21 protein-coding genes are annotated in these 23,867 nt (G+C 69.3%); 10 read left to right on the forward strand and 11 right to left on the reverse strand.

The window, feature by feature from the left end:
* Positions 1-19: 19 nt before the first annotated feature.
* The 5 genes from JNUCC0626_RS47005 to JNUCC0626_RS47025 form a co-directional block, all read right to left on the reverse strand.
* Positions 20-1,120 carry a branched-chain amino acid aminotransferase gene (locus tag JNUCC0626_RS47005; RefSeq protein ID WP_394617086.1) on the reverse strand — a complete coding sequence of 367 codons (1,101 nt, stop codon included), beginning with the start codon at positions 1,118-1,120 and terminating at the stop codon, positions 20-22.
* Positions 1,117-2,391, reverse strand: coding sequence for a cytochrome P450 (locus JNUCC0626_RS47010; RefSeq protein ID WP_394617087.1), 1,275 nt, complete (start codon positions 2,389-2,391; stop codon positions 1,117-1,119). Before JNUCC0626_RS47010 ends, JNUCC0626_RS47005 begins: the two co-directional genes overlap by 4 nt.
* Positions 2,388-4,235 (reverse strand): amino acid adenylation domain-containing protein, encoded by a 1,848-nt coding sequence (locus JNUCC0626_RS47015; protein WP_394617088.1) that lies wholly within the window; start codon positions 4,233-4,235, stop codon positions 2,388-2,390. Before JNUCC0626_RS47015 ends, JNUCC0626_RS47010 begins: the two co-directional genes overlap by 4 nt.
* A 75-nt stretch (positions 4,236-4,310) precedes the next feature.
* A complete protein-coding gene (locus JNUCC0626_RS47020) occupies positions 4,311-4,508 on the reverse strand; it encodes an MbtH family protein (protein ID WP_394617089.1) in 198 nt (65 codons plus the stop codon).
* A gap of 84 nt (positions 4,509-4,592) precedes the next feature.
* The gene (locus JNUCC0626_RS47025) at positions 4,593-5,414 is read right to left on the reverse strand and encodes an endonuclease/exonuclease/phosphatase family protein (RefSeq protein ID WP_394617090.1); all 822 of its coding nucleotides are present in this window, start codon (positions 5,412-5,414) and stop codon (positions 4,593-4,595) included.
* A gap of 298 nt (positions 5,415-5,712) precedes the next feature.
* On the opposite strand from JNUCC0626_RS47025, the gene JNUCC0626_RS47030 reads away from it, so the two are divergent.
* The 3 genes from JNUCC0626_RS47030 to JNUCC0626_RS47040 all read left to right on the forward strand — a co-directional run bounded on the left by JNUCC0626_RS47030 (position 5,713) and on the right by JNUCC0626_RS47040 (position 9,242).
* Positions 5,713-7,224 carry an AMP-binding protein gene (locus JNUCC0626_RS47030; protein ID WP_394617091.1) on the forward strand — a complete coding sequence of 504 codons (1,512 nt, stop codon included), beginning with the start codon at positions 5,713-5,715 and terminating at the stop codon, positions 7,222-7,224.
* 73 nt (positions 7,225-7,297) lie between these two features.
* Positions 7,298-8,530 carry an argininosuccinate synthase-related protein gene (locus JNUCC0626_RS47035; protein WP_394617092.1) on the forward strand — a complete coding sequence of 411 codons (1,233 nt, stop codon included), beginning with the start codon at positions 7,298-7,300 and terminating at the stop codon, positions 8,528-8,530.
* Positions 8,520-9,242 carry a 2OG-Fe dioxygenase family protein gene (locus JNUCC0626_RS47040; protein ID WP_394617093.1) on the forward strand — a complete coding sequence of 241 codons (723 nt, stop codon included), beginning with the start codon at positions 8,520-8,522 and terminating at the stop codon, positions 9,240-9,242. The genes JNUCC0626_RS47035 and JNUCC0626_RS47040 overlap by 11 nt, the downstream gene beginning before the upstream one ends.
* A 127-nt stretch (positions 9,243-9,369) precedes the next feature.
* Here JNUCC0626_RS47040 and JNUCC0626_RS47045 read toward each other — a convergent pair whose 3' ends face one another.
* The 3 genes from JNUCC0626_RS47045 to JNUCC0626_RS47055 all read right to left on the reverse strand — a co-directional run bounded on the left by JNUCC0626_RS47045 (position 9,370) and on the right by JNUCC0626_RS47055 (position 12,269).
* Positions 9,370-10,554, reverse strand: a complete 1,185-nt coding sequence (locus JNUCC0626_RS47045; protein ID WP_394617094.1) for a hypothetical protein — start codon at positions 10,552-10,554, stop codon at positions 9,370-9,372.
* A 97-nt stretch (positions 10,555-10,651) separates the two neighbouring features.
* Positions 10,652-11,599 (reverse strand): cyclase family protein, encoded by a 948-nt coding sequence (locus tag JNUCC0626_RS47050; RefSeq protein WP_394617095.1) that lies wholly within the window; start codon positions 11,597-11,599, stop codon positions 10,652-10,654.
* A 67-nt stretch (positions 11,600-11,666) separates the two neighbouring features.
* Positions 11,667-12,269, reverse strand: a complete 603-nt coding sequence (locus tag JNUCC0626_RS47055) for a hypothetical protein (protein ID WP_394617096.1) — start codon at positions 12,267-12,269, stop codon at positions 11,667-11,669.
* Between the two features lie 418 nt (positions 12,270-12,687).
* On the opposite strand from JNUCC0626_RS47055, the gene JNUCC0626_RS47060 reads away from it, so the two are divergent.
* Entirely contained in the window at positions 12,688-15,006 is a 2,319-nt protein-coding gene (locus tag JNUCC0626_RS47060) for a non-ribosomal peptide synthetase (RefSeq protein ID WP_394617097.1), read from the forward strand.
* Positions 15,007-15,039: 33 nt separating this feature from the next.
* On the forward strand, positions 15,040-15,795 hold the full coding sequence (locus JNUCC0626_RS47065) for a class I SAM-dependent methyltransferase (protein WP_394617098.1): 756 nt from the start codon (positions 15,040-15,042) through the stop codon (positions 15,793-15,795).
* A 60-nt stretch (positions 15,796-15,855) separates the two neighbouring features.
* On the opposite strand, the gene JNUCC0626_RS47070 is transcribed toward JNUCC0626_RS47065, so the two are convergent.
* Complete coding sequence (locus JNUCC0626_RS47070; RefSeq protein WP_394617099.1) at positions 15,856-16,719, reverse strand: isocitrate lyase/PEP mutase family protein; 864 nt, start codon at positions 16,717-16,719, stop codon at positions 15,856-15,858.
* Positions 16,720-16,938: 219 nt separating this feature from the next.
* On the opposite strand from JNUCC0626_RS47070, the gene JNUCC0626_RS47075 reads away from it, so the two are divergent.
* Genes JNUCC0626_RS47075 through JNUCC0626_RS47090 form a run of 4 tightly spaced genes read left to right on the forward strand, consistent with a single transcriptional unit; the run spans position 16,939 to position 19,671 of the window.
* Entirely contained in the window at positions 16,939-17,199 is a 261-nt protein-coding gene (locus JNUCC0626_RS47075) for an acyl carrier protein (RefSeq protein WP_394617100.1), read from the forward strand.
* Positions 17,200-17,212: 13 nt separating this feature from the next.
* Positions 17,213-18,490, forward strand: coding sequence for a condensation domain-containing protein (locus JNUCC0626_RS47080; protein WP_394617101.1), 1,278 nt, complete (start codon positions 17,213-17,215; stop codon positions 18,488-18,490).
* Positions 18,491-18,546: 56 nt separating this feature from the next.
* Positions 18,547-19,278 carry a hypothetical protein gene (locus JNUCC0626_RS47085; protein ID WP_394617102.1) on the forward strand — a complete coding sequence of 244 codons (732 nt, stop codon included), beginning with the start codon at positions 18,547-18,549 and terminating at the stop codon, positions 19,276-19,278.
* A 6-nt stretch (positions 19,279-19,284) separates the two neighbouring features.
* Positions 19,285-19,671: a cupin domain-containing protein gene (locus JNUCC0626_RS47090; protein WP_394617103.1), complete on the forward strand. Its 387-nt coding sequence runs from the start codon at positions 19,285-19,287 to the stop codon at positions 19,669-19,671.
* 64 nt (positions 19,672-19,735) lie between these two features.
* On the opposite strand, the gene JNUCC0626_RS47095 is transcribed toward JNUCC0626_RS47090, so the two are convergent.
* Together JNUCC0626_RS47095 and JNUCC0626_RS47100 are read right to left on the reverse strand one after the other, a co-directional pair.
* Complete coding sequence (locus JNUCC0626_RS47095) at positions 19,736-20,674, reverse strand: TauD/TfdA family dioxygenase (protein WP_394617104.1); 939 nt, start codon at positions 20,672-20,674, stop codon at positions 19,736-19,738.
* Between the two features lie 24 nt (positions 20,675-20,698).
* Positions 20,699-21,970: an aspartate aminotransferase family protein gene (locus JNUCC0626_RS47100; protein ID WP_394617105.1), complete on the reverse strand. Its 1,272-nt coding sequence runs from the start codon at positions 21,968-21,970 to the stop codon at positions 20,699-20,701.
* A 415-nt stretch (positions 21,971-22,385) separates the two neighbouring features.
* Here JNUCC0626_RS47100 and JNUCC0626_RS47105 point away from each other — a divergent pair, with 415 nt between their 5' ends.
* Positions 22,386-23,675, forward strand: coding sequence for an MFS transporter (locus tag JNUCC0626_RS47105; protein WP_394617106.1), 1,290 nt, complete (start codon positions 22,386-22,388; stop codon positions 23,673-23,675).
* Positions 23,676-23,867 lie beyond the last annotated feature (192 nt).

Raw genomic sequence — 23,867 nt, forward strand, 5'->3', positions numbered from 1 at the left:
AAGTTGCCGGGACGTCCGCTCACGCGATCGTGTGCATCCAGCCGTGGACGTCCGGTTCGACGCCTTCCTGGATCGCGACGAGCCGGCGGCGCAGTTCCATGGTCAACGACCCCGGCCTGCCCCCGTTGACGACGATCTCGCCGTCGGCGGACTTGACCGTGCCGACCGGCGTCACCACGGCGGCGGTGCCGCACGCGAACACCTCCGTCAGAGCCCCGGACGCCGCCGTGTCCCGCCACTCGTCGGCCGACACCCGGCGTTCTTCGACATCGAGGCCGAGCTCGGCCGCGATCCGGATGATCGCGTCGCGGGTCACCCCAGGCAGCAGCGATCCGCTCAGTTCCGGGGTGACGACGCGGGCGCCGGGACCCGAGCCGAACACGAAGAAGAGGTTCATGCTCGTCATCTCCTCGACCCAGTGGCGGTCCACCGCGTCGAGCCACACCACCTGGCTGCACCCGTTCTCGGCCGCCTGGGCCTGGGCGAGCAGGGTGCCCGCGTAGTTGGCCGCGCACTTGGCCGAGCCGGTGCCGTCCGGTGAGGCCCTGACGTACTCCCGGGACAGCCACGCGGTGATCGGCTTGACGCCGCCGGTGAAGTACGAGCCGGTCGGCAGCGCGACCAGGACGTACTCGTACCGGGTTCCCGCCGTCACCACCAGGTCGGCCGACGTGGCGATCATCAGCGGCCGCAGGTACAGCGACTTCCCGGTGCCCTCCGGCACCCACCGCTCGTCGAGCGCGACCAGTTCGGTCAGCGAGGACAGGAACAGCTCTGCCGGGAGTTCGGGCATGGCGAGCCGGGCGGCGGACGCCGCGAACCGCCGCGCGTTGGCGTCCGGCCGGAAGCAGGCGACCGAACCGTCGGGCTGCCGGAACGCCTTCAGCCCCTCGAAGATGGCCTGCCCGTAGTGCAGCACCGATGCGCAGGGGGACAGCGCCAGCGGTGCGAACGGTCGAACCTGGGCGTCGTGCCACCCGTTCTCGGGGTCGAAGCTGATCGTCACCATGTGGTCGGTGGTGTGCTTGCCGAATCCCGGGTTCGCGAGCACCTCGGCGACCTGCGCGGGCGTTGCGACCCGCGGGTTCAGGTACCGGCGGAACGACAGGGTGGAGGTCACCGGTGACCTCCCGCCACCACCGAGGATCCGCGCTCTCGACGGCTTGCCACGACGGGCAGGTGTTTCATGCCGGCGATGAAGTTGGAGTGCAGGTGTTCCGGCTCGTCCACCACCTCGAAGCCCGCGAACTGGGTGAACAGCTCGTCGAAGAACTCCTCGAGCGTGATGCGGGCGACCGCGTGGCCGACGCAGAAGTGCGGTCCCACCCCGAAGGCGAGGTGCCGGCGAGCATCCCGTCGCGGGTCGAAGGTGTAGGGGTCGGGGAACACGTCCGCGTCGCGGTTGGCCGATCCGATCCAGGCCGCGACCGCCTCGCCCTCGCGGACCGTCACGTCGCCGAGCTTGACGTCGCGCTTGGCCCGGCGGGTGAAGTGGCTCGCCGGTGAGCTCCAGCGCAGGGCCTCGTCGATGCCGCTCGCGAGCAGTTCGGGGTGGTCGGCCCAGTCCGCGTACCTGCCGTTCCGCGCCAGTTCGACCAGCGCCGCGTTCGGGGCGTGCGGCGTGGTGACGTTCGCACCGAGCAGCAGGCTGTAGCAGTTCGACACGATCTCGCTGGGCTGGAGCTTCCTGCCGTCGTCGAGTTCCATGGAGCGCAACAGGTCGATCAGGTCGCCGTCGCCGTCGCCCGTGCGGTGCCGCATCGCCTCTTCGAAGCTGGCGAACAGCTGGCGGTGGGCGAGCTGGAGAGTGGCTCGTCCGCCTTCCGGCCTGACGAACTCCGGGTCGTCCGGCGCGATCGCCTGACTGGTCAGGTAGGTCAGCCGGGGCCAGTCCTCGCGGGGCAGGCCCATCAACGTCCCGGTGACCGCCATGGGCAGCCGCGCGGTCATCGCGGCGAAGTCGAACTGCTCACCGTCGACGATCTCCGCGAACAACAGGCGGATCTCGTCCCGGATCAGCCGCCGGTGGCGCTCCAGGATGCGGCCGTTGAGGGCACGCTGGATCGGTGAGCGCATCCTCGTGTGCCGAGGCGGGTCCGTCGCCGGGAGCTGGCGACCGCTGGCCGGGTCGTGCGTGCCCAACAGGTTGAGCAGCGTGCCGTGTTCCGACGTGAAGATCGTGTGGTCGCGCAGCACGGTGGCGACGTCGGCGTACTTCGTCGCGGACCAGAAGCCGAGCTCCGGGGTCACCTGCTGCCAGTGGACCGGTTCGCGCTCCCGCATCGCGTGCCAGATCGCGTGCGGATCACCCTCGCCGTGCAGGGCCGGGTCGACGAGGTCCACCTTGGTCAGGTCGACGGATTCCAGCCCGGTCGGCCGAGTCAGCTTCACTGCTTGCCTCCTAGTCGGATCGGCTGTGCGACCGCGTCGTCTTCCGCCGCTTCGGCCTGTCGTGCCGCGGTGCTGACCTCCACCATCTCGGCGAGGCCTGCCACGGTGGGGTTCTCGAAGAACAGCTGCGCCGCGGGGATGTCCACGGACAACGAGGAACGGATGCGCGCGAGCAGGTCCGCGGCGATCAGCGAGTTGCCGCCGATGTCGAAGAAGTCGTCGTGGACACCGATCTCCTTCACCGCCAGCGCGTCGGACACGAGGTCCGCCAGCAGCGCCTCGATCGGGGTTCGTGGCGCCTCGTACACCGTGTCGACCTCACGAGGCGACAGCTGTGGCGCCGGAAGTGCCGCGCGGTCCACCTTTCCGTTGCGGGTCAACGGGAAGCTGTCGAGGACCACGATCGCGCCGGGGATCATGTGGCGCGGAAGTCGTTGGTACAGCGAGAGACGCAGCTCCGTCGCGAGGCTGTCGTGCTGCCTGTACTCGGGCACGACGTACGCGACCAGGACCTTGTCCCTCGGGGGCAGGTCGTGGCGGACGACCACCACCGCCTCCTTGACGCCGGTCAGACCGGCGAGCGCGGCGACGATCTCGCCGAGCTCGACCCGGTAGCCGCCGACCTTGACCTGGTCGTCGTTGCGGCCGCGGAACTCGATCACGCCGTCCGCGCCGCGGCGGACCACGTCGCCCACGCTGTACATCCGCTCGCCGGAGACGAAGGGGTCGGCGATGAACCGGTCGGCCGTCAACCCCGGCCGCCCGACGTAGCCCCGGGCGAGGCCGGCTCCGGCGGTGTACAGCAGACCCCACTCGCCGTCCGGGACGGGAGACAGGTTCTCGTCCAGGACGTACGTGCGGGTGCCGGTGATCGGCAGGCCGATCGGAACCGATCCGCCCACCGGACGGGTCACCGTGTGGCACGTCGTGAAACAGGTGTTCTCGGTCGGCCCGTAGCCGTTGATCATGCGGACGTGCGGATGCGTGCGCCGCACCTGGTTGATGTGCTTGGGAGACAACACGTCTCCGCCGGCCAGCAGCTGACGCAGTCCGCCGAGGCCGTCGAGGTGGCCGTCGACCATCCGGTGGAACAGGCCGGTGGTGAGCCACAAGGTGCTGATCTTCTCGGCCTCGACGCAGTCCGCGAGTTCGGACAGCGACAACGGCCCCGGCCGGTAGACGACGAGGCGGCCGCCGTTGAGCAGCGCTCCCCAGATCTCGAACGCGGCGGGGTCGAAGGTCAACGCGCACAACTGGAGGAAGGTCTCGTCGGGGCCGAGGTCGGCGTAGTCGCCACTGCGCACGAGTCGCGTGACACCGCGGTGCGGAACCAGGACGCCCTTCGGCTCACCGGTCGAACCCGACGTGTAACACACGTACGCCGCGCTGTCCGCCGCGTTGTCGGGCAGCGGCCCGCGGTCCGGGGAGATCTCGGCGAGCGACGTGCCGTCCGTGCTGACGACGGTCTGCTCGAGCTCCGGCAGCCGGCTCACGACGTGCTCGTGGGTGAGGAGCACCCGCGCGCCGGTCTGGTCGAGCATGAACCGCAGCCGCGGCGCCGGATCGTCCGGGTGCAGCGGCAGGTACGCACCGCCCGCCTTCACGATGGCGACGAGCGCCACGATCATCTCGAAGGAACGTTCGAAACAAACGCCGACGACGGATTCAGGGCCCACCCCGAGCGTCCGCAACCGCCGAGCGAGGTCCTCGGCGCGGCGATCGAGTTCGGAATAGGACATGTCCACGCCGCAAAAGCGCAGAGCGGTTGCGTCAGGACGTGCTCTTACCTGCTCGGCGAACACCGCGGTAATCGTCGCGTTCTGCCAGTCCCACGTCGTGTTCATCGATCTCCTTCTCCAGATTCCGTCATCGTCCCCCGGCAGACTTGGCCGGGGAGACCGACGGGTGTCAGGACGTTTTCAGCCGGTCATCGACGCCGGTCGCATGTCGAGCCAGTTCGCGTTGACGTAGTCGATGCACTCGGCGTGTGCGACCGGACCGAAAACCGGTTTCCACCCGGCCGGGACCGCCGCTGACTCCGGCCACAGCGAATGCTGGTTCTCAGCGTTGACCAGCACTCGGAACAATGTCACTTCGCTTTCGAGCGCGGCACTCATCGTCGTCCTTCTGAATTGATGCGTCTGGCGGATGAACAGCCGCCAGTGAATCCACTTCGAAGTCGGCCGGAGTACTGACAGGTATCAGGGACGAGGTGCTGCCGGAAGTGTGAATCGTCCGGCCGCACGTGTGGCCGTCCTGATGTCGGCCAGGACGTGGCAGTACGAATGGTCGGAACCCGTGTCCAGAACCGTCGCGGCGCGCGTCGTCACGCCAGGGGAGTGAAGGATGTAGTCCCGCTGCGCCCCGCCGGGCGTCGTGGTGCCGGTGAACGAGTTGGTGTACCTCCCCGGTCCCAGCACCTCGCCGAGCACCTCTTCCACCGGCTCGTGGTTGAGGTCGAAGGCGGCGACCGCCGGTCCCGCGTCGCACAACGCCAGGAGTTCCGCCGAGAGCATCTCCCACATCGCGGCGAACCGCGGTTCGGTGGGGCTGTGCCCGAATCGGTGCAACGGGAAGCAGTGTGCGTTGAGGAAACCGAGCGGGTGACTGCCGAGATCGATGGTGCCGGCCACGTAGCCCTTGTCGTGGAGCTTCCAGGGGGTCCCGTGCGGACCGGCGGCCTCGAGCCGGAACGAGGGGAACCTCCGGTAAGCGGCGGTGGAGATGGGGAATCTCGACAACACACCGAGCGCGAGGCTGCTGTTCTTCTCCAGGTGCGATTCGCTGACGGGGAAGGACGCGAAGTGCGGATATCCCGCGTTTCTCGCGAGATGTTCCACCTGGCCTTCCCGCGGGGCTGGACGTTCGTGAGCCTCCTGCAGGAAGACGACATCGGGTCCGTGCTCCTCCAGCACCGAGACGTGGTGGTCGAGCATCGGCGTTCCATCCCGTTGGTGGGACTCGCCGAGGATTCCGCCCCCGATGTTCCAAGTGGCGATTTTGAGCGTCTTCGGGTTCGCCATCGCATCCTTCGATCTCGACTCGCGGAAGAACGGTCGAGATCGTGAAGTTAGCGGCCGCGGGGCCTTGTCCACCCTGACAGCGACGAGGATGTCGCGCGCTGCCGGGTGGGATCGGCGTGAACGGACAGGCGAGTGCCTCCTGACGGATGACAGTGCGGTTCGGCAGGTGGGCCGGGCTTTACTTGCCCGACTACGGGACCGCGAATCGTCCGACGAAGAGTTGTGTCGCTGCCGAGGTATAGGGGTTGACGAAGCTATGTCAGGCACGCTGACCGAGCGATTCCTGCGTGGACTGGAAGTGTCTCCTGACCGCCCCGCGGTGCGCATCGGCGAGGACGTCGTCAGCTACCGGCAGGCACACGAAACGGCGCTGCTCTGGGCGGGCGCGCTCGTGGCGGGCGGAGCCGGCGGTCCGGTGGTGGTGCTGGCGGGCCGGGACGTGGTGTCCTACGTCGGCCAGCTCGCGGTGCTGTACGCGGGACGCACCGTTGTCCCTCTGTTGCCGGACTTCCCCGTCGCGGTGCTCCGGAAGATGATCGAACTGGCGGGCGCCCGCACGGTGGTCGCCGACGCGCAGGGCATGGACGTCCTCCCCGCGATCATGGGCGAGGACGTGTCTCTGCGCGTCCTCGACACGGGAGGTGCCGCCGGTCGGTTCCCGGCAGTGATCCCCGTGCACCCGGACTCCGGCCTTTCGGCTCCGGCTCGCGTGGCACCTTCCGACGAGTCCCACATCATGTTCACCTCGGGCTCGACCGGTGTGCCGAAAGGGGTTCGCCTCTCGCACGGCGGTTTCACGCGCTACTTCGAGGTGATCGACCAGCGGTGCGACTTCGGACCGGCGGACGTGTTCGCCCAGACCTTCAACCTGAACTTCGACAGCGGTGTCAACAACGCGTTCTTCGCCTGGGGTGCCGGTGCGACCGTGCAGGTGGTCCCGCCGACGGCTTATCGGGATCTTCCGGGATTCGTCGCCGAGCACGAGGTGACCGTCTGGTACTCCACTCCGAGTGCGATCGGCCTGGCGCGCGAGATGGACGGGCTGGGCCCCGGTGCGCTCGGCGGCCTGCGGTGGTCTTTCTTCGCCGGAGAGTCGTTGCGGTGTCCGGACGCGGCGGACTGGCAGGCGGCGGCCCCTGTGTCCGAAGTGGACAACCTCTACGGGTCGACCGAGCTGAACGACGTCTTCTGGTACCGCTGGGAGGGTGCGGAGACGGAGAACCGCGCCGTCAACGGGGTCGTGCCGATCGGGCGGCTGCACGCCGGGCACGACCTGCGGCTCACGGACGAGCACGGCGAGCCGGCCGGCGACGAGGGCGAGTTGTGGGTCGCCGGTCCGCAGATGGCCGTCGGATACCTCGATCCGGCTGACGAAGAGGGCCGGTTCGTCGACTTCGACGGCCGGCGGTGGTACCGCACGGGTGACCGCGTCCGCGTCGGCTCCGACGGCGTGCTGTCCTTCCTGGGGCGGGTGGACTCGCAGGTGAAGGTGCACGGGTGGCGTGTCGAGCTCGCCGAAGTGGACCACGCGGTGCGGGAGTGCGAGGGCGTGCGCGACGCGGCGGCCGTCGTCAGTTCTTCGGCGTACGGAACGGAACTGGTGGTGTTCTACACCGGTGCCGAGATGCCGGAGTCCGCACTGGCGGAAGGCGCGCGCGGACTGCTGCCGGACAGCATCCTGCCGCGCAGATACGTGCACGTGCCCAGCTTTCCGCTGAACTCGAATCGCAAGGTCGACCGGAAGCTGTTGCGCAAGTGGGCAGAGCAGTTGCCCGGGCCGAGCGCCGCGTCGGCTGACCGGGCGACCTGACGGCGAAGTGGCCGAGGGCAGCCGCAGGGTGGCTTCTGGTTCTTGTTCCGTTCCTGGCGCTGTAGGAGTCGTCATGCAAAGACCTCTTGTCCGATCGTTTCGTCAGCTGGAAACGGAGCTCGACCCGGCTTCGCCGATCGTGACGCTGTTCAGCGGCGGCCTCGACAGCTCCTACCTCCTCCTGCGGCTGCGGCAGATGGGCATGACCGAGGTCCACGCCGTCAGCTTCGATCTCGGCGGAAGCGAACCCGGCGACCACCGGCGGGAGATCGCCGATGCGCTGGGCGTGCGGCTGCACGTCCTGGACCGGCGGGAGAAGTTCGCGTCGTCGTACGTCGCGCCTGCCATCGCCGCGCACGCGACGTACCTGGGCGTGTTCCCGGTCAGCTCGACGCTGAGCCGCCCGCTCATCGCGCAGGAGTCGGCGGAGCTCGCCGACTCCCTGGGAGCGCAGGCGGTCATCCACACCGCCAACCGTTCGCAGAACTCGATGCGCAGGCTCAACGGGGCCCTCGGCCTGATGGGGTACCGGGGGGCGTACGGAAGTCCGTACGACCTCGACCCGGTGGACCGCGACGAGAAGCACCGCGCGCTGCGCGAGGCAGGACTGGACCTGCTGTCCGGGCGCTCGGTCAGCGGGGACTCGAACCTGTGGTGCCGGGAGTTCGAGTCCGGGATCATCGACGACCCCGAGGAGCACTCCGTTCCGGAGGAACTGTACCGGTGGAGCGTTCTCGGCGTGCCGACCGATCCCCGCACGCTCTCGGTCTCCTTCGAGTCCGGAGTGCCGGTCGCGTTGAACGACCAGCGCATGCCGCTGGTCGATCTGATCGGCGTCCTCAACGACCTCGTCGGTCAGCACGGTCTCGGCCGGTACTCGGGGCTGGAGCACCTGGACAGCGGCGAAAAGGTCCTGGAGTTCCGCGAGATGCCCGCGGCGTGGCTGCTGCTGCAGTCCTACCGGCACGTGGAGGCGGCCTGCTGCCCCGCGGAACTGATCCGGGAGAAGCAGCACCTCGAACAGGTCTGGGTGCGAGAAGCCCTCGAGGGGCGGTGGTTCGGCCCGCTCCACCACGCGGCACAGCGGTTCATCGAGAGCTGCGCCCAGCACGTCACCGGCCGGGTGAGCTGGCTGCTGCGGACCGGCGGTGCCGAAACCCGTTCGATCACGACACCCCGGCCGCTGTACCTCAGGGACCGCGAAGCGTGGGAGGCCCGGTCCATCGCCGCGGAGACCGGAAGGCAGACACCCGCACGCCCCGTTCCGTCCGACATGCCCAGGAAGGATCTCGCTCATGTTCAGTAGCGCCGAGGTCGTCAGCTCCTCCGCCGTACCCGCACTCGCGGGCGCGGGCGCGCACCTACTACCGTCGGAGGAGCTGAGCCGGCTCATCGGCGTGACCGGGGACGACTGGTCCCGCTTCGGCCGCAACTGGGACGAACTGCTGCTCGACACCTTCATGGCGGACGGTGGAACGTACCGCTACCGCCGGTACGGTCAGTACGACCTCGATCCCGCGTCGGGTGAACTCACCATGCTCCCGCACGGGCCGTACCGCCAGGAGAGCACCGTCAACCCGCTCAACGGCGGCACGGACCGGTACTACGAGCCCTTGACCGACTCGTTCACCGCTGACCCTCTGCTGCGGAACCTGCTGATCTGCCTCGGGTTGATCTTCAGCGAGGTCGGCGGCATCCAGCGCTGGAACGTGAAGCTCCACCCGTACCGCATCACGGCGGGCGACCGGCCCGGCCAGCCCACCCCGGAGGGGCGCCATCGCGACGGGGTCACCTTCATCACCTCACTGCTGATCAACCGGAGCAACGTCACCGGCGGTGAGAGCTCCGTCCACACCGACGCCGGTGAGCACCTCCTGACCTGCACCCTTGCCACGCCTGGAGATCTGCTCCTGGGAGACGACCGCCGCACCCTGCACTCGGTCACCCCGGTGCTGCCGGTCTCGCCCGGCCTGCCGGCGCACCGCGACGTCCTGGTGATCGCCTACACCGCCGCGTGAGCACGGTGCGCGGCCCAGCATCGTTGCGGTTGAAGGAAGAAGTGCTCGTCCGCGCGGCGAAGACAGCTCAGGCGTTCGCCGCGCGGCGGGTTGCCACGCCGGACCCTCGTGGTCCGGCTTCCGGCTGTCAGCCCCTCGTGAGGGCCGCGTCCAACCGGTGCAGCAGCCGTTCGCCGAACTCCTGGGCGCCGTGACCGGCAGCCTCCTCGTCGACGCAGATCCGGAGTTCGAGCTCGTGCTCGCGGACCGCCGCGGCGACCTGGAAGCCGCACGTCGGGGGAGTGCGGACGTGGCTCGACGGAATCTGGACGGCGGGGACGCCCGTGATCGTGAGCGGGCGTTCACCGACGTGCTGGTAGCCGAGGTAGCCGGTCACCGAACCGGTGAACCTGGGGCTGGCGGCGGCCACCGCGGTGAACGGCACGTCCGCGTGTTCGATCTCGCGGTACCACCCCGCGACGAACTCGTCCGCGGAGCCCGGCGCGCGGTCCGGTCCGGTCGTGTCCAGCGAGATCACGGTGTTCAGGAAGCATCCGACCACAGTGGACCGAGTGGTGGTCCTGGCGGCCCACGGGTAGCCGACCGCCGTCGGCCCGCCGTCCCCGAGGTCCCTCGCGGCTCGATGGATCGAGAAGAGGACGAACGGGAACACGGACCCGCGAAGTGACCGTGGGATGGCCACGACCGGGAGTGCCGTGACCGGTGCGAAGCCGGTGCTGTCCTTGCGCGCCTTGGGGAAGTCGGCCGTGGCGGCGTTCAGACGGTGCTGCCAGAACGTGATGCCGGGGCCTGCCGCGGCCGCGTCCTCCAGCTCCTTCGTCGTGTGAACGGCTTGCCGGTAGCGCATCAGTTCGTCGCCGTCCGGATCGGCAGGGCGGTCCAGCTGGCTCGTGATGATCCGGGTCGACTGCTCGTCGACGAGGGCGTGGTCCATCATCAGCAGCAGGACGTCGCTCTCGGGCGAACGGACGAGACGTGCGGACACCGGGGAAGCCTCGACCGCGGTCTCCTCCTCGTCGATCTCCTTTCGCACGCGCTCGCCCGCAGCGTCCTCACTCGTCTCGTGCAGCTCGAGGAAGTCGAGATCACCGGGGCACCACTCCTGGTGGAAGGACCCCCGTGAGAAGCGGATCCGGTGGGAGAGCGCCGGGTTTCGCCGCACGACCGACCTCAGCACCTCGTGCACGTCAGCTGTGACCAGGCGACCGGGCGGCGTGCGGAACCTCAGCGACACCGTGGGCCTTCTGGAGGTGCGCTGGGTGTCCAGCGCGAAGGCGAGTTGCGCGCTCAACAAGGGAAGTCTGTCTGACATGGGATCCTTTCCTCTGCCCGCGCGTGCTCGGCCAAGCTTGCCCGGACGCCGGTGCCCCGAAGTCCTGGCAGGTAACAGGGATCGCGCCGCAGAGGCCCTACGCGTCCACCACCGCGAAGGCCCGGACCGGGAAGGTGCCCATGCCTTCGACCAGCGGTGGCGTCGCGGTGAACCGGAATCCGCCGACCGGCAGCCGGTCCAGGTCGCGGAGGTGCTCGACGACCGGGATGCCCGCGCCGAGCAGGGCGGTGTGGACCGGCCGCGCGGGGTCGGCGTCGTCGTCGATGTTCAGCGAGTCGATGCCGACGAGGACCGCCCCCTGCGCCACCAGCCACTCAGCGGCGGCGGCGGTCAGGTAGGGGTGACCCGTTCCGTAGGCGGAGGTCCCGAAGAGGCGCGACCAGCCCGTCTCGACGAGGACCGCCTTCCCCCTGATGTCGAGGCCGTGCAACAGTTCCACGTCGATCGCCCGCGTCGGCAGCCCGGTGGCCCTGAGCACGACCCCCGGCAGGTCCGCCAGCCGGTCCAGCCCGACGCCGGCCAGGTCATCGCCGTCGCGGTAGCGGTGCGCCGGGGTGTCGAGATAGGTGCCGGTGCCGGAGACCATGTCGATGCGGCCGATCTGGAACTCGGTCCCTGGCCCGTACGCGGTGCGGGACGCTTCCCAGCTCAGGTGGTCGCAAATGGACGGTGCGGGCAGCCCGGGGTAGGTGATCATCCCGTCGCGGATGGGCTGGCTGAGCTCGACCAGTCGGCGCCGGTCGTTCGCCGGGCGGGCCGGCTTCTCTTGCCGCGCCTGGACCACGCGCAGGTTCGAGACCTCTGCGGTCTCGACCGCGGTGAGTCCCAGCTGCCGGGCGAAGAGCCGGGCCACGGCGTCCCGGTCGATCCGGTCCGTCGTGATGCCGATGCGGAAGCCCTCCGCGCGCAGCCGGCCGCGGGGCGGGAACGTGATCTCGATGTCGAAGACGGCGTACCAGGGGGTGCCGGAGACCTCGCTCGTCCCGGGGTGCTCCGCCGTGGCCGGCTGCCCAGTTGCCTGCATGCTCAGATTCTCGCTCTCGTCGTTCTGCCGAGCGTGGAAGACCTCGTGCCGTACCAAGCCTTTCCGGCTATCGCGGCGAGTCCTGGTCCTTAGGCGCCTCGATGGTGAGCGCTGCCGAGGCGCCGGCGGCGGCGATCTGGTTCAGCTGGGTCACGGCCTGGTCCAGCCGCCGCGCGAGATGAGGAATCGTGGAAGGCGGCAGGTAGGTGTCGGCGCCCGCGCTGAGCAGGCGGTGGACCGGACCCCGGTAGACGACGCCGAGCTCCTTGTCCTCGATCTCCGAGATGATGACCTTGGCGTCCGGGAACATCGCCGAGAGGCTGCCGATCAGCTGAGGGCTCAGCGGCGGGATCAGCAGCACGTCGGCACTTCTGGGGGCCCTGTGCATGTCGAGCACGATGTAGCCGGGGCCGAGCTGTTCGGACAGTGACGACCTGGCGGACTTCGACAGCTTCATCGCGGTGACGACGACCTTCACGTCCTCGACGGCCGGTGGCTGACGGTCGCGGAAGCCGGCATCGCCGGTGCCGGGCCGGGAAGTGCCGCGTGCTTTGGTGATCGAGGCGATCGGCAGGCCGTCCCGGACGACGGCCAGTTGCTCGCCGGGGCCCAGGGAGTCGATGAGCGCCACGAGTTCGTCAGGAAGGTCGCCGGCGTCGAGCCACCGCATCTCCACCTGCCGCCGTCACGCTCGGGTCGACCGCGCGAAGGCGGCACGGACACAACGGATCCTCGTCATGGCACCGTGTTCTGCCACGGCGGACGGAACCGTTCCCGGACCGGCGGACCCCGGCGACTTCGTGTGCCGGGGACTTCCGGCGGCAGCCGGTGTCCCGCAGGGACGAACGCGGTACATGCGATACCTCTTCAAGATCACAGATTCGACGGTCCCGCCCAGGGGCGTGGATCCCCATTCTTCCTCCGTTTTCCCGGGCCGCCGCCCTGACCGATGTCAGGACAACTCGAAACGCGGATCGGTAATCTGCCGGTTCGGACGTGCGGTTTCGCACAACGCGGGTCAGTCCGACTGGAAGGCGGCCATGGTCAACTCGTCCGGAACTGCAACCTGGGGCACGTACCAAGTCGAAGTGCCCGCCGAAATCCACTGCGCGATTTCCGGGACGGGCCGCCTGTCGGCCGCGCTGGCCGCGGTGCAGGTGAAGGTGGTCTCCGTCCTGACCGGGGAGCGGACCGTCTCCCTCGGCCACCGCACCACGGCCGGCGACGAACCGCGCCCGGCGCTCATCGCGGTGCGGGACGGTTCCTGGCTCGACCTGATCGAGCAATGCGACCAGGCCGCGCGGAACACGGGTTTCGATTCCGGCGCCGCCGAGTGCGAATCGGTGCTCGACCTCGCCGGCTGGAGCGGAGAGGTGAGCCGGCGGACCGGTCAGGACGGGCCGGCGCTGATGCGCATTCTCACCGGGGGCGGGCATTCGGCTTCGTTCCGGCTGAAATACCGCGAGGACGAATTCGACGAAGAGCTCGTCGGACGTATCGCGGGTTATTGCACGCGTGCTCTCGATCTGCTGGTCGCTGATTCCGCGGCGAGCCACAACGCGCGGAGTCTTGTGTCGCCGGACGAACTGGCCGCGCAGTTGCGCGATCTCTCCGGCGTCGAGGGGGAGCTGCCGGCGAAGCGGTTCCACGAGCTCTTCGCCGAGCAGGCGGCGGTGAACCCGGACGCGTCGGCCGTCCGGTGCGGAGATCAGCGGTGGACCTATCGCGAACTCGACGAGTCGGCGAACCGCGTCGCCCGCGGCCTGCTCGCACACGGCCTGACGGCCGAGGGAGTCGTCGCGGTGAACCTGACGCGGTCGGCCGAGTGGGTAGCGGTGATCATCGGCGTGTTCCGGGCCGGAGGCGTCTACCTCCCGGTCGATCCGGACTGGCCGCTCGACCGCTTGCGGGGCATCGTCCGGCAGGCACGCGCGCAGGTCGTTCTGGTGGACCAGGTGACCGAGGGGGTCGAGGACGCGGTCGGTGAGCCGGCCACCGGCGGTGCGCGCGTGGTGCCCCTCGACGCCGTGCTGGCCGACAGCGAGAACACCGATCCCGGCGTCGCCGTGCGGGCGGACCAGCTGGCCTACATCTACTTCACGTCGGGTTCCACCGGTGCGCCCAAGGGTGCGATGTGCGAGCACGCCGGGATGATGAACCACCTCCTGGCGAAGCTGGAGGACCTCGGCATCACGTCCGGCGACGTGGTCCTGCAGAACGCTCCCGCCACCTTCGACATCTCGCTGTGGCAAGCGATTGCGCCGTTGCTCGTCGGGGCGTCCACGACGGTGGTCCCCGCGGACGTGGTGCGCGACGTCGACGCCTTCCTCGCGGAGGCGGACGACGCCGGGGCCACGGTGATGCAGGTCGTGCCGTCGTACCTGGACGTGCTCACGGCGCGGCTGGCCGAGATCGAGCCGGGACGCAGGCTGCCGACCGTGCGGCACGTGGTGGTCACGGGGGAGGCCCTCAAGAAGGGCTTGGTGCAGCGCTGGTTCGACCTGTGCGACATCCCGCTGACGAACGCGTACGGCGCGACCGAGGCGTCGGACGACACCACGCACCACACGCTGCACCGGCCGCCGGACTCGGCGTCCGTGCCGGTCGGAGGACCTGTCCGCAACGTGCAGATCTTCGTGGTCGACGAACACCTGCAGGTGCTGCCGGCAGGTGCTCCTGGCGAGATCGTGTTCGCCGGCGTGTGCGTCGGCAGGGGGTACGTCAACGACGCCGAGCGCACGGCGGCCGCCTTCGTGCAGAGCCGCACGGAGCCCCCGATGCGGTTGTACCGCACCGGTGACTACGGGCGCTGGGGCGCGGACGGGGTGCTGGAGTTCCACGGCCGCCGTGACGAGCAGATCAAGGTCCGGGGCTTCCGCGTCGAGCTGGGCGAGATCGAGAACGCGATGCTCCGGGTCGCCGGCGTGCGCGACGCGGCCGTGGTCGTCAGGCGGGACATCGATCCTGACGCCGGACTGGTCGGGTACTACACGTCGGCACCGGACGTCGAGGCCGGCACCGTGCGCGCGGCGCTGGCGGAGGTCCTGCCCGAGTACATGGTCCCGGTCCACCTGTTCCCGCTCTCCGCCATGCCGCTCACCACCAACTCCAAGATCGACAAGAAGGCTTTGGCGGACCTCCCGGTTCACCAGGAGGTGGACCGAACGGACCGCACGGCCGGGTGGACGGACACCGAGGAGATGCTGGCGGGCGTCTGGGCGGAGCTGCTCGGCCTGTCGGCTTCGGCCATCGATCGGCACGACCACTTCTTCGCCAGGGGCGGTAGTTCGCTGTCGGCCATCCGCCTCGTCGTGAAGCTCGGCAACCAGGTGTCGCTGCGGGACGTCGCGAGCAGTCCGGTCCTGTCCGAGCTCGCCGAGATCGTCGACCAGCGCAACGCGGGGTAGCCGTGCGAACGGTTCCCAGGAAGGAGTGCGGACATGTCCGGCGATGACCACCAGGTGAGGTTGTTGCGTGCGATCGAGTTCCGTCAGGAGTTCGACGACCGGCTCGCTCGGATCGACGGCGAAACCCCGTTCGACTCCGTGCACGACGTCGACACCGGCAAGTCCGTCGAGCTGTGGGAGCTTCCCGAACAGGAGCAGTTGCAGATCGGCAGGAACGCCCGGTACTCGCCGACGCCGGTGCGCACCGTGCGCAACGCGCTGGCCAGGTGCCGCGTCCGGCACGAGGAGGTGACCTTCGTCGACATCGGGTGCGGCAAGGGTCGCGTCCTGTTGCTCGCCGCCGAGCTTCCGTTCCGCCGGATCGTCGGCGTCGAGGCCTCGGAGACGCTCTGCGCGGTCGCCAGGAGCAACGTGGCGGCGTTCACCGGGCCCGGCGGTGAGCCCGGCAGGATCGAGGTGGTGCACGCCGACGCCACGAAGTTCGACGTGCCGGACGACGCCGGACTCTTCTACTTCTACGAACCCTTCTCCACCGAGGTGTCCGCCACGGTGCTGGAGAGGATCGAGGACTCCGTCAACCGGCACCCCCGCGCGGTGGTTCTCTGCTTCGTCGGCAAGGGACAACCGGACGGCCAGGCGAGCGAGTCCGAGGTGACCCCGGTGGCGGCGGCCGCCGCACTGCGGCGGGAGCGGTGGAACCTGGTCGAGGTGGTGTCCTCTCCGGACGCGGAGTTCTACGAGTCGTTGGTGTTCGAGCACGTGGACCGCGATACGCCTGGCACCACCTGAGAAACCTGGGAGCGTGAAGCCGTTGTTCTTGTTGCACAACGGCTTCACGCCGGAGATCGGTCAGGTGCTCGCCGGAACCGCGATGTCGTGGTTCTCCGGGAGGAACGCGTTCATCGTGCCGAACTCGAGGGCACCGGCCACGCGGTCGAAGGTGCCGTGCGTCAGGGCGTCGCGGGCGGTGTGCAGCGCGGTGGCCATCGCGGTCTGGGCCAGCCAGCTGCCGAGACTGATCCTGCGCACACCGGCGGCGGCGAACTCGGCGACGGTCGGACCCTCGGGCATGGCCCCGACGTTGATCGGCAGCGAGGTGGCGGACGTCAGGGTCCGCAGTGCGTCGAGGTCGATCAGCCCGGGGACGAAGATGCCGTCAGCGCCCGCGTCGGCGTAGGCGCGCGCCCTGCGCACGACTTCGTCCGAACGCCCGGCGGGGTCGCCGATGCCGAACAGGTGCACGTCGATCCGGGCGTTGACGAACAGCCCGGGGCATCCCTCCGCCGAGGCGGTTCTCCTCGCCGCCTCGATCCGTGCGCACTGCGTCCTGACGCCGAAGAGCGGGCCACCCGGTGCCCGCGAGTCCTCCAGGTTGATCCCGACGGCACCGGCCTCCAGGATCGCGGTCACCGTCGCCGCGACGTCGGCGGGATCCGGTCCGTACCCGGCTTCGACGTCCGCGGTCACCGGCAGGTCCACCGCCTGTGCGATCCGCCGCACCGCCGCGGCCATGACGGCACGGGGAATCCGTTCACCGTCGCGATAGCCCTGACTCCACGAGACGCCGGCGCTGCTGGTGGCGACGGCCTTCACACCTGCGGCGGCGACCACGGCAGCACTGGCCACGTCCCACGCGTTCGGCAACACCAGCGGCGGACCGGCGTGCGCGGCGTGGAACGAATTCGCCTTGGCAGACCACGAAACTTCAACCACCGGAACGGCACCTCCTCGGCATCCGGGCCCGGCCTCGGCCGGGTGTGGACCACATGCCTACCTCGCCGGGTATTCGCCTTGAGCCTGATCGATGTCAGTACTGGTCCGCTGTTCCGGTCGATAGCGTGCCGAGTCGTACCAGGGGGAGTGATCGGTCCGAGGAACCGCGCCGGCACGGCATCCCGTGGAAGAACGTCTCGCAGCCGAGGAGGCACCAGCGTGAAACCCGATCGCGTCGCGCTCACCGCGATCTGGCGGCAGGTTCTTCGCAACGACGACCTCGACGAGAACTCCGACCTGTTCGAGCACGGTGGAACGTCGCTGCACGTGCTCCAGATCGTCGGTGCGATCTACGACGGCCTGGGCCTGGACGTCCGGCCTCGTCACGTCTTCCTGCACGCCTCGCCGCAGGGGCTCGCGACCTACCTCGAGCAGGAGTCCTGTGAGGACGCGAACAACCGAGAGCCGGCCCGGCCGTGATCCGGTCGCAGGTGTGAGAGAGGGGTGGATGGCGATGGGCCAGGCCGAGGTTTCCGCGGGCCCGACCTCGTTGCAGGAACAGGCGAGGCTCTCCGGCGAGTTCGCGGACTGGAGCAATCTGGTGCTGGGAACCGCTTGGCTCACCGGCGAGCTGGACGTCGGTGCGGTGCGTGATGCCTGGCGGCACGTGTGCCTGAGCCACGACGCCCTGCGCCGGACCTACGTCGCGGAGGACGAGGCCCGCACCCACGCGGACTCGTTGAGCGAGGTCGAGTTCCACACCGCCGGCACCGACGCGCAGGCGGTCGAGCTGCTGCGCGGGATCCTGGGGGTTCCGTTCGACCTGGCGGGGCAAGGGTTCTCGCGCATCGTGGTCGTGCGCACCGGTGAACGCCGGCACCTCATCGGGATCGCGCTCGACCACATCATCACGGACGAGGTCTCGTGGTTGCGGATGACGACCGACTTCGCCGACTTCTACGGGCGCAGCCTGCGGGGCGCCGGCATCGACGTCGCCGGTGCGGGCACGTACCAGGGATTCGCGTCGCGGCAACGACGTGAGTTCGACGACGCGTGGGGACACACGCGCAAAGCGTTCTGGCAGTCCTACGTCGCCGAGTTCGAGACGGTCCTGCCGGGCTTCTCGGTGCGCCGGACGCCCAGCGCCACGCCTGCGCGGAAGGTGCTGACCCACGACCTCCCGCCGGACGTGTCGGCGAAGGTCGGCGACTTCGCGAGGCGAGCCCGGGTGACCCCGTACGCGGTGGCCGCCGCGAGCGTCCTCGCCTCGATGCGGGAGGTCGTCGACGATCCGACGGTGGGCCTGCTCACCGAAGGACACGGCCGGGTGCTGCCCGGCACTGCGCAGACCCTCGGGTTGTTCGTCCAGGGTGTCCCGCTGCACCTCACCCGGAAGACGACCGATCCGCTGGAAACGGTGCAGGAGGTGTTCGGCCGGAGTCTCGACGTCTTCGAGTTCGGCCTTCCTCCCCTCGTGGCCGGGAGGTACTGGCAGGAGACGCTGGTGGCACCGGGATCCACGCCCGGCGTGCACCTGTACGTCTACGACGGTGGTGGCCTCACCAGGATGCAGCCGTTGGCGGGCACGTCGGTTGAGGCGTTCCACCTGGAGGTGCCGGGCGAGCCGCGGAGCTGGGTGGACTCCGTCATCGTCAACTGCCGGCTGGACGGCGCGAACCCGCGATTCGACGCGATCTACAACGAGGACGTCCACCCGTCCGACGCCGTCGCGCAGCTGCTGCGCACCGCGGCGGCGTCGCTGGTGCCTTGACGTTCGACGGTTGTTTCCGGTGCAGCAGAAGGCATACACGACGGGAGGCTTCAGAGATGACGCGTACTTCCTCATGGGAGTCGTTGCAGGAGATCGACCACCAGCTGGAAGCGGCGGGTGAGCACGGTGAGGACGCCCGGTTCCGGCAGGGCGAGGAGGTGGTCCGCCGGCTCGCCGACCCGGCCGAGCTCAAGGCCCTGCTCACCGGGGTGCTCGCGGACGAGGACCGGCTCGCGCGGATCGCCGTGCGCTCCTACTACCACGCCAACAGCTTCCTGAAGGTCGTCCTGACCGGAGGTGAAGGGGACACGTGGAAGCTCCGCCTCCACGTGTGGCACCCGCAGCCGGCGGGGACGGTGCTGACGATGGAGGACGTCCACTCGCACCGGTGGAACTTCACGACCGCGATCGTGCTCGGCACGTACAACGCTCGCGAGTTCAGCGTCGCCTCCGGCGAGGAGTACCACCACTACAACTACCTCCCGGTGGGGGAGGGCAAGTCGTTCTCGCTGGTGTCACGCGGTCGCGAACAGCTCCGCCGCGTGTTCGACGCCGACCTTCCCGCCGGAACCGTGTACCACCTCGAAAACACGGTGCTGCACAGCATCACGCAGGCCAGCACCGATCCGGTCGCCTCGATCGTCATGCAGGGACTGCCGGTCAAGGATTCGACGGACGTCTACCGCACCACGCCCGCCGGTTCGGAGCCCAGGAGCGAGAACCCCGTGCAGCGGCCGTCGGCGGAGGTGCTGGGCACCGAGCTCGCCCGGTTCCTGTCCTGGTTCTGAGGTCCTATGTGGACCGGTGAGAACGGGGCCAGGTACCGGTATCCGGCTCAGGACGCCGTGCGTTTCCACAAGCACGGCGTCGAGCTGACCCTCTACGGTCAGGACTCCGGCTCGGCCACGGTCGTGCGCGTGAGTGTCGAGAGTGGACACTTTCAGGAGTTCTACGACCTCAAGAGCACGTACACCTATTACGTCGTCAGCGGTCGCGGCACGTTCTACCTGAACGACGAACCGGTCGTGGCGGAGGCGTCCGACGTCGTCGTCGCGCCGCCGGGAACGCGCATCCACTACTTCGGCACGATGGAGATCGTCCTCACCGTGTCGCCCGAGTTCGACGAAGCGAACGAGCGGCACGTCAGGTTCATCGCGCGAGACGAGAGCCCGTACGCGTAGTGGTCCGCACGCATGATCGCGTGCGGACCACTGCGCGGCAACCACGTCCGCGGTGCCGCGGACGTCAGGCCTGGATCCGCCGGCCCTCGATCTCTCCGCCGAGGGACACGAGGAACTCGTGGGAACCTTCGAACGACGACCGGCCCTGTGCCGTGATGACGTTGTCGGTGATCAGCAGATCTCCGCGGCGCCAGGTGACCTCCGTCGTGGTGGACTCGTAGGCGCGGTAGATCGCGGTCCAGTCCTCCTCCGGCAACGTCGATCCGTCGCCGAAGAACGTGTCCATGGGCAGGTCCTCCCCGAAGGCGTTCGCCATGACCAGGCGTTCGCCCGGGTCCAGGCTCTTCGAGTTGAGGAAGACGAGCTGGTTGAACCAGCACTCCTCACCGGTCACCGGGTGCCTCACCACGCCGGGCCGCCGGCGCGTGGTGCGCAGCGAGCCTCCGGGGAGCCAGTCGTAGTCGATGTCCAGCGCTCCCAAGGACTTCTCGAGCCCCGCGCGGTCCGCGGCGAAGAACGCGTCCTGCGCCGAGAGGCCGAACCCGTCGTGGAAGACCCTGGACATGGCCCACCCCTTGGCGCGGACGTGGTCGACGAGCCGGGCCGGCAGGTGGTCCGGGATCCGGCGGGTGTCGCTGAGATGGGCCTGCCCGCTTTCGGGCGGGGTGATGCACGCGGTGAGCACCACCGAGGGGAACGTCGTGCTGTAGGAGCACTCCTGGAAGCAGCAGATGGACCGCTCGGCGGGCCAGCTGATCGGTGCCTGGACACCGTTGCCGAAGTCGGTCCTGTGGTTGAACGCCTCGGTGGGCCGGTGCACGGCGACGCCCAGGGCCTCCCTGGCCCGCGCGAGATCGTCCGGCAGGGCGATCGGGAGGTCGTGAACGAGAACCGCGCCGTGGACCGGCAGGTGCCCGGCGATGTCGGCCGCCACCTCGCTCAGCCACTCCCACGGCGAGTCCGCCGGAGCGTCGAGGACGGGGAAGCGCGCGGTCTCGCTCACGTGATCTCCTCCTGGTGAGTCGGTTCAGCGGTGTGCCTGGTCGGTGGCGGCGCTGATCTTCTGGACGATCTCCGCCACGTCGGCGGCGGTGGTGGTCAGCGGCGGTGCGATGCGGATGATGCCGCGCTCGTGCCGGGTCATGACCCCCGCGCGCGCGGCAGCGGCGGCGATCGTCTCGCCGGCGTCCGGGCTGACGGTCTCGACGGCGACCACCAGGCCGAGCCCCCGGACGTCGGTGATCAGCGGGTTCGACCGGAGCAGACCCAGGCCTGCCAGCAGTTCGTCGCCCCTGGCCGCGGCGTTCTCGACGAGCTTCTCGTCCGCCATGACGTCGAGCACGGCGTTCGCGACGGCGGCCGCGACGGCGTGGCCGCCCGTGGTGTGCCCGTACCGCAGTCCCTGGATGATCGGCTCCCGCGCGAAGGAGTCCTTGATCGTCGAGGTGACCGTCACCGCGGCCAGCGGGAGGTACCCGCTGCTGATGCCCTTGCTCATGGTCACGACGTCCGGCGTGATGCCGTCGTGGTCGAACCCGAACATGCGGCCGGTGCGACCGAACCCGGTGAACACCTCGTCGAGGATCAGCAGCGAACCGTGCCGGTCGCACAGTTTCCTGAGCCTGGTGAGGAAGCCCGGCGGAAGCACGACGCAGCCACCCAGGCCCAGCAACGGCTCGACCACCACGGCCGCCACGGGCGTGCCGTTCTCGAACGCTGCGGTGAACGCCGCGATCAGCTCGTCGCACGCTTCCTCGGTCCGCACGTCGCGGGCCGGGCGGGGCATGGCGACGTGGTCCACCGGGAACGGCCGCGCCCACTCGCTGACGGTGAACGGCAGACCGGAGAGCTGCTGGGCCAGGTAGGTGGAACCGTGATAGCCCGCCTCGAAGGTGATGACGCGGTCGCGGTCCTCGCCGATGTTGCGCCAGTGCTGCAGGGCGATCCTGAGTGCGGCCTCCATCGCTTCCGAGCCGCTGTTGAGCAGACAGGTCGCGGTCAGTTCGCCGGGCAGGAGTTCGGCGAGCCGAGCCGTCAGGGTCTCGGCGGGTTCGTGGCTCGACACCATGGGGTCGTAGTGGACGAGCCGGCTCATCTGCTGGGTCGCCGCCTCGATCAGCCGCGGGTGCGCGTGTCCGCAGGACGCGTTCAGCACACCCGAGATGCCGTCGAGGTACCAGTTTCCGTCCACGTCGCGGACGCGGTTGCCCCGCGCTTCGACGATCTGCAACGGCGCGGCCTGCTTGCTGATGGGCGTCCAAGGGCGCCACAACGAACTGGCCGTGGTGGAGTTCTGCATCGGTGCGCTCTCAATCCGCTGGTCGCCGGGTCTTCTGCTCGTTGCCCGGAAAGGCTCGGGATCACCGTGTCGTGTGGTGCGGCAGGATCGGGACGACCGCGGTGCCGCGGAGGCCGGTTCCTCGTGCGGCCCCGATTCCACTCGTCGCACCGATCCTGCCGGACGCCGCATGCGCCGGATTCCTGATAACCGACAGGATTTGACCGTCCGATGGGCAGAACCCGAACGGGCGGATCGGCGTGACCACCGTGCTAGGCTCCGCCGCGCCGCGGGCGCAATGCCGTGCCGCGACTGGGGATTGTCATTTCACGGCGAATGCCGCGATGCCGCTGAACGGTGGCAACATCATCCGCTTCCTGATTGAAGGGGGGTCGGGGGAACCGGGTTCGCCAGGACGGGATGCCCCCGAGTGCCGATGACGAGAGAGCTGAAGGACCGATCGGCCGGCGAGGCGAAGCCGGAGAGCCCGCGGTTGTGGCGGCACCGGGACTTCCTGTTGTTGTGGAGTGGGCAGACCGTCAGTGAAATGGGGTCGGCGGTCACCCAGATCGCCTTGCCACTGGTCGCGATCATCCTGCTCCAGGCGAGCACGTTCGAGGTCGGTCTGCTGGCGGCGGCGGGCACAGCGGCGTTCGCGTTGATCGCGTTGCCCGCCGGTGCGCTGGTGGACGGACTCGACAAGCGGATGATCATGATCGTCTGCAACGTCGTCCGGCTGCTGGTCGTCGGCTCGGTGCCGGTGGCCGCCGCGTTCGACGTGCTGACCATGGCCCAGCTCTACGCGGTCGCGTTGGTGGCCGGTGTGTGCACGGTGTTCTTCGACATCTCCTACCAGAGCTTCGTGCCGTCGCTGGTGCGTGGTGACCAGCTGATGGACGCGAACGGCAAGCTCGGTACCACCGACGCGTTCGCGCAGTTCGCGGGACCGAGTGCGGGTGGAGGTCTGGTCGGGGCTTTCGGCGCCGCCGGGGCGATGGTGGTCGACGCGCTGTCCTACCTGGTCTCGGTGCTGACGATCCTCGGGATCAGGACGCGGGAGGTGCCGCCCCCGCCGCGGCGGGCGGAGGAGACCTTGCGGAGCCGGATCACCGAGGGGCTGAAGTTCGTCGCCGGGCACCGCATCCTGCGCAGGATCGTGGCGTGCACCGGGGTGGCGAACCTGTTCTCCGGTATGAGCGGCGCGTTGGCGATGATCTTCCTCGTCCGGGACCTGCAGGTGAGTCCCGCGCTGACCGGCGTGGTGATGGCCGGTGGCGCCGTGGGAGGGATCGCGGGTGGCGCGTTCGCCGGGCGGCTTTCCGCGAAGATCGGCTCCGCGCGCATCATCTGGGTCTCGGCGCTGGTCTTCGGGGCGCCGTCGATCCTCGTCGTGCTCGCCTGGCCGGGCTGGGGAGTGCTGCTGGTGCCGCTGGGCTGGGGTGTCGGCTACTTCTCCATGATGGTCTACAACATCGCTCAGCTGAGTTACCGCCAGTCGGTGACGCCGCCGGACATGATGGGCAGGATGAACGCCGCTGTTCGCTGGGTGGTGTGGGGCACGATGCCGCTCGGGGGAATCCTCGGCGGTGCGCTCGGCACGGCGATCGGCGTGCGGCCCACGCTCTGTCTGGCGCTGGTCGGCACGTGGGCGGCCGGCTGGTTCGTGTTCTTCTCCCCGCTGCGCCGCCTGCGCGACATCCCCCAGGAAGTGTCCGAGCCCGCGTGATGTGATCCGGCACCGCGTTTCCGCGGAAAGGCCCGCGCCGGGAACGAGGCGCCGGTGTTCACCGCCGACGAGAACCCCTGTCCGATGTCAGTACGGACAGGGGTTCTCGCGCACTAGCGTGCAGATCATGAGTGGCCACCGCCGTCAGTCCGCAGAACTCCCCGAGGCCGAGAATCGCCGCGGCCGCCGGAA

The sequence above is a fragment of the Lentzea sp. JNUCC 0626 genome, assembly GCF_043632865.1.
Classification (GTDB): domain Bacteria; phylum Actinomycetota; class Actinomycetes; order Mycobacteriales; family Pseudonocardiaceae; genus Lentzea.

What these genes read in the sequence shown, in the direction of transcription:
- JNUCC0626_RS47015 (WP_394617088.1), bottom strand. Translation starts at nt 4,235, where the DNA reads ATGAACACGACGTGGGACTGGCAGAACGCGACGATTACCGCGGTGTTC.
- JNUCC0626_RS47020 (WP_394617089.1), bottom strand. Translation starts at nt 4,508, where the DNA reads ATGAGTGCCGCGCTCGAAAGCGAAGTGACATTGTTCCGAGTGCTGGTC.
- JNUCC0626_RS47025 (WP_394617090.1), bottom strand. Translation starts at nt 5,414, where the DNA reads ATGGCGAACCCGAAGACGCTCAAAATCGCCACTTGGAACATCGGGGGC.
- JNUCC0626_RS47035 (WP_394617092.1), top strand. Translation starts at nt 7,298, where the DNA reads ATGCAAAGACCTCTTGTCCGATCGTTTCGTCAGCTGGAAACGGAGCTC.
- JNUCC0626_RS47040 (WP_394617093.1), top strand. Translation starts at nt 8,520, where the DNA reads ATGTTCAGTAGCGCCGAGGTCGTCAGCTCCTCCGCCGTACCCGCACTC.
- JNUCC0626_RS47045 (WP_394617094.1), bottom strand. Translation starts at nt 10,554, where the DNA reads ATGTCAGACAGACTTCCCTTGTTGAGCGCGCAACTCGCCTTCGCGCTG.
- JNUCC0626_RS47050 (WP_394617095.1), bottom strand. Translation starts at nt 11,599, where the DNA reads ATGCAGGCAACTGGGCAGCCGGCCACGGCGGAGCACCCCGGGACGAGC.
- JNUCC0626_RS47055 (WP_394617096.1), bottom strand. Translation starts at nt 12,269, where the DNA reads ATGCGGTGGCTCGACGCCGGCGACCTTCCTGACGAACTCGTGGCGCTC.
- JNUCC0626_RS47065 (WP_394617098.1), top strand. Translation starts at nt 15,040, where the DNA reads ATGTCCGGCGATGACCACCAGGTGAGGTTGTTGCGTGCGATCGAGTTC.
- JNUCC0626_RS47085 (WP_394617102.1), top strand. Translation starts at nt 18,547, where the DNA reads ATGACGCGTACTTCCTCATGGGAGTCGTTGCAGGAGATCGACCACCAG.
- JNUCC0626_RS47090 (WP_394617103.1), top strand. Translation starts at nt 19,285, where the DNA reads ATGTGGACCGGTGAGAACGGGGCCAGGTACCGGTATCCGGCTCAGGAC.
- JNUCC0626_RS47100 (WP_394617105.1), bottom strand. Translation starts at nt 21,970, where the DNA reads ATGCAGAACTCCACCACGGCCAGTTCGTTGTGGCGCCCTTGGACGCCC.
- JNUCC0626_RS47105 (WP_394617106.1), top strand. Translation starts at nt 22,386, where the DNA reads ATGACGAGAGAGCTGAAGGACCGATCGGCCGGCGAGGCGAAGCCGGAG.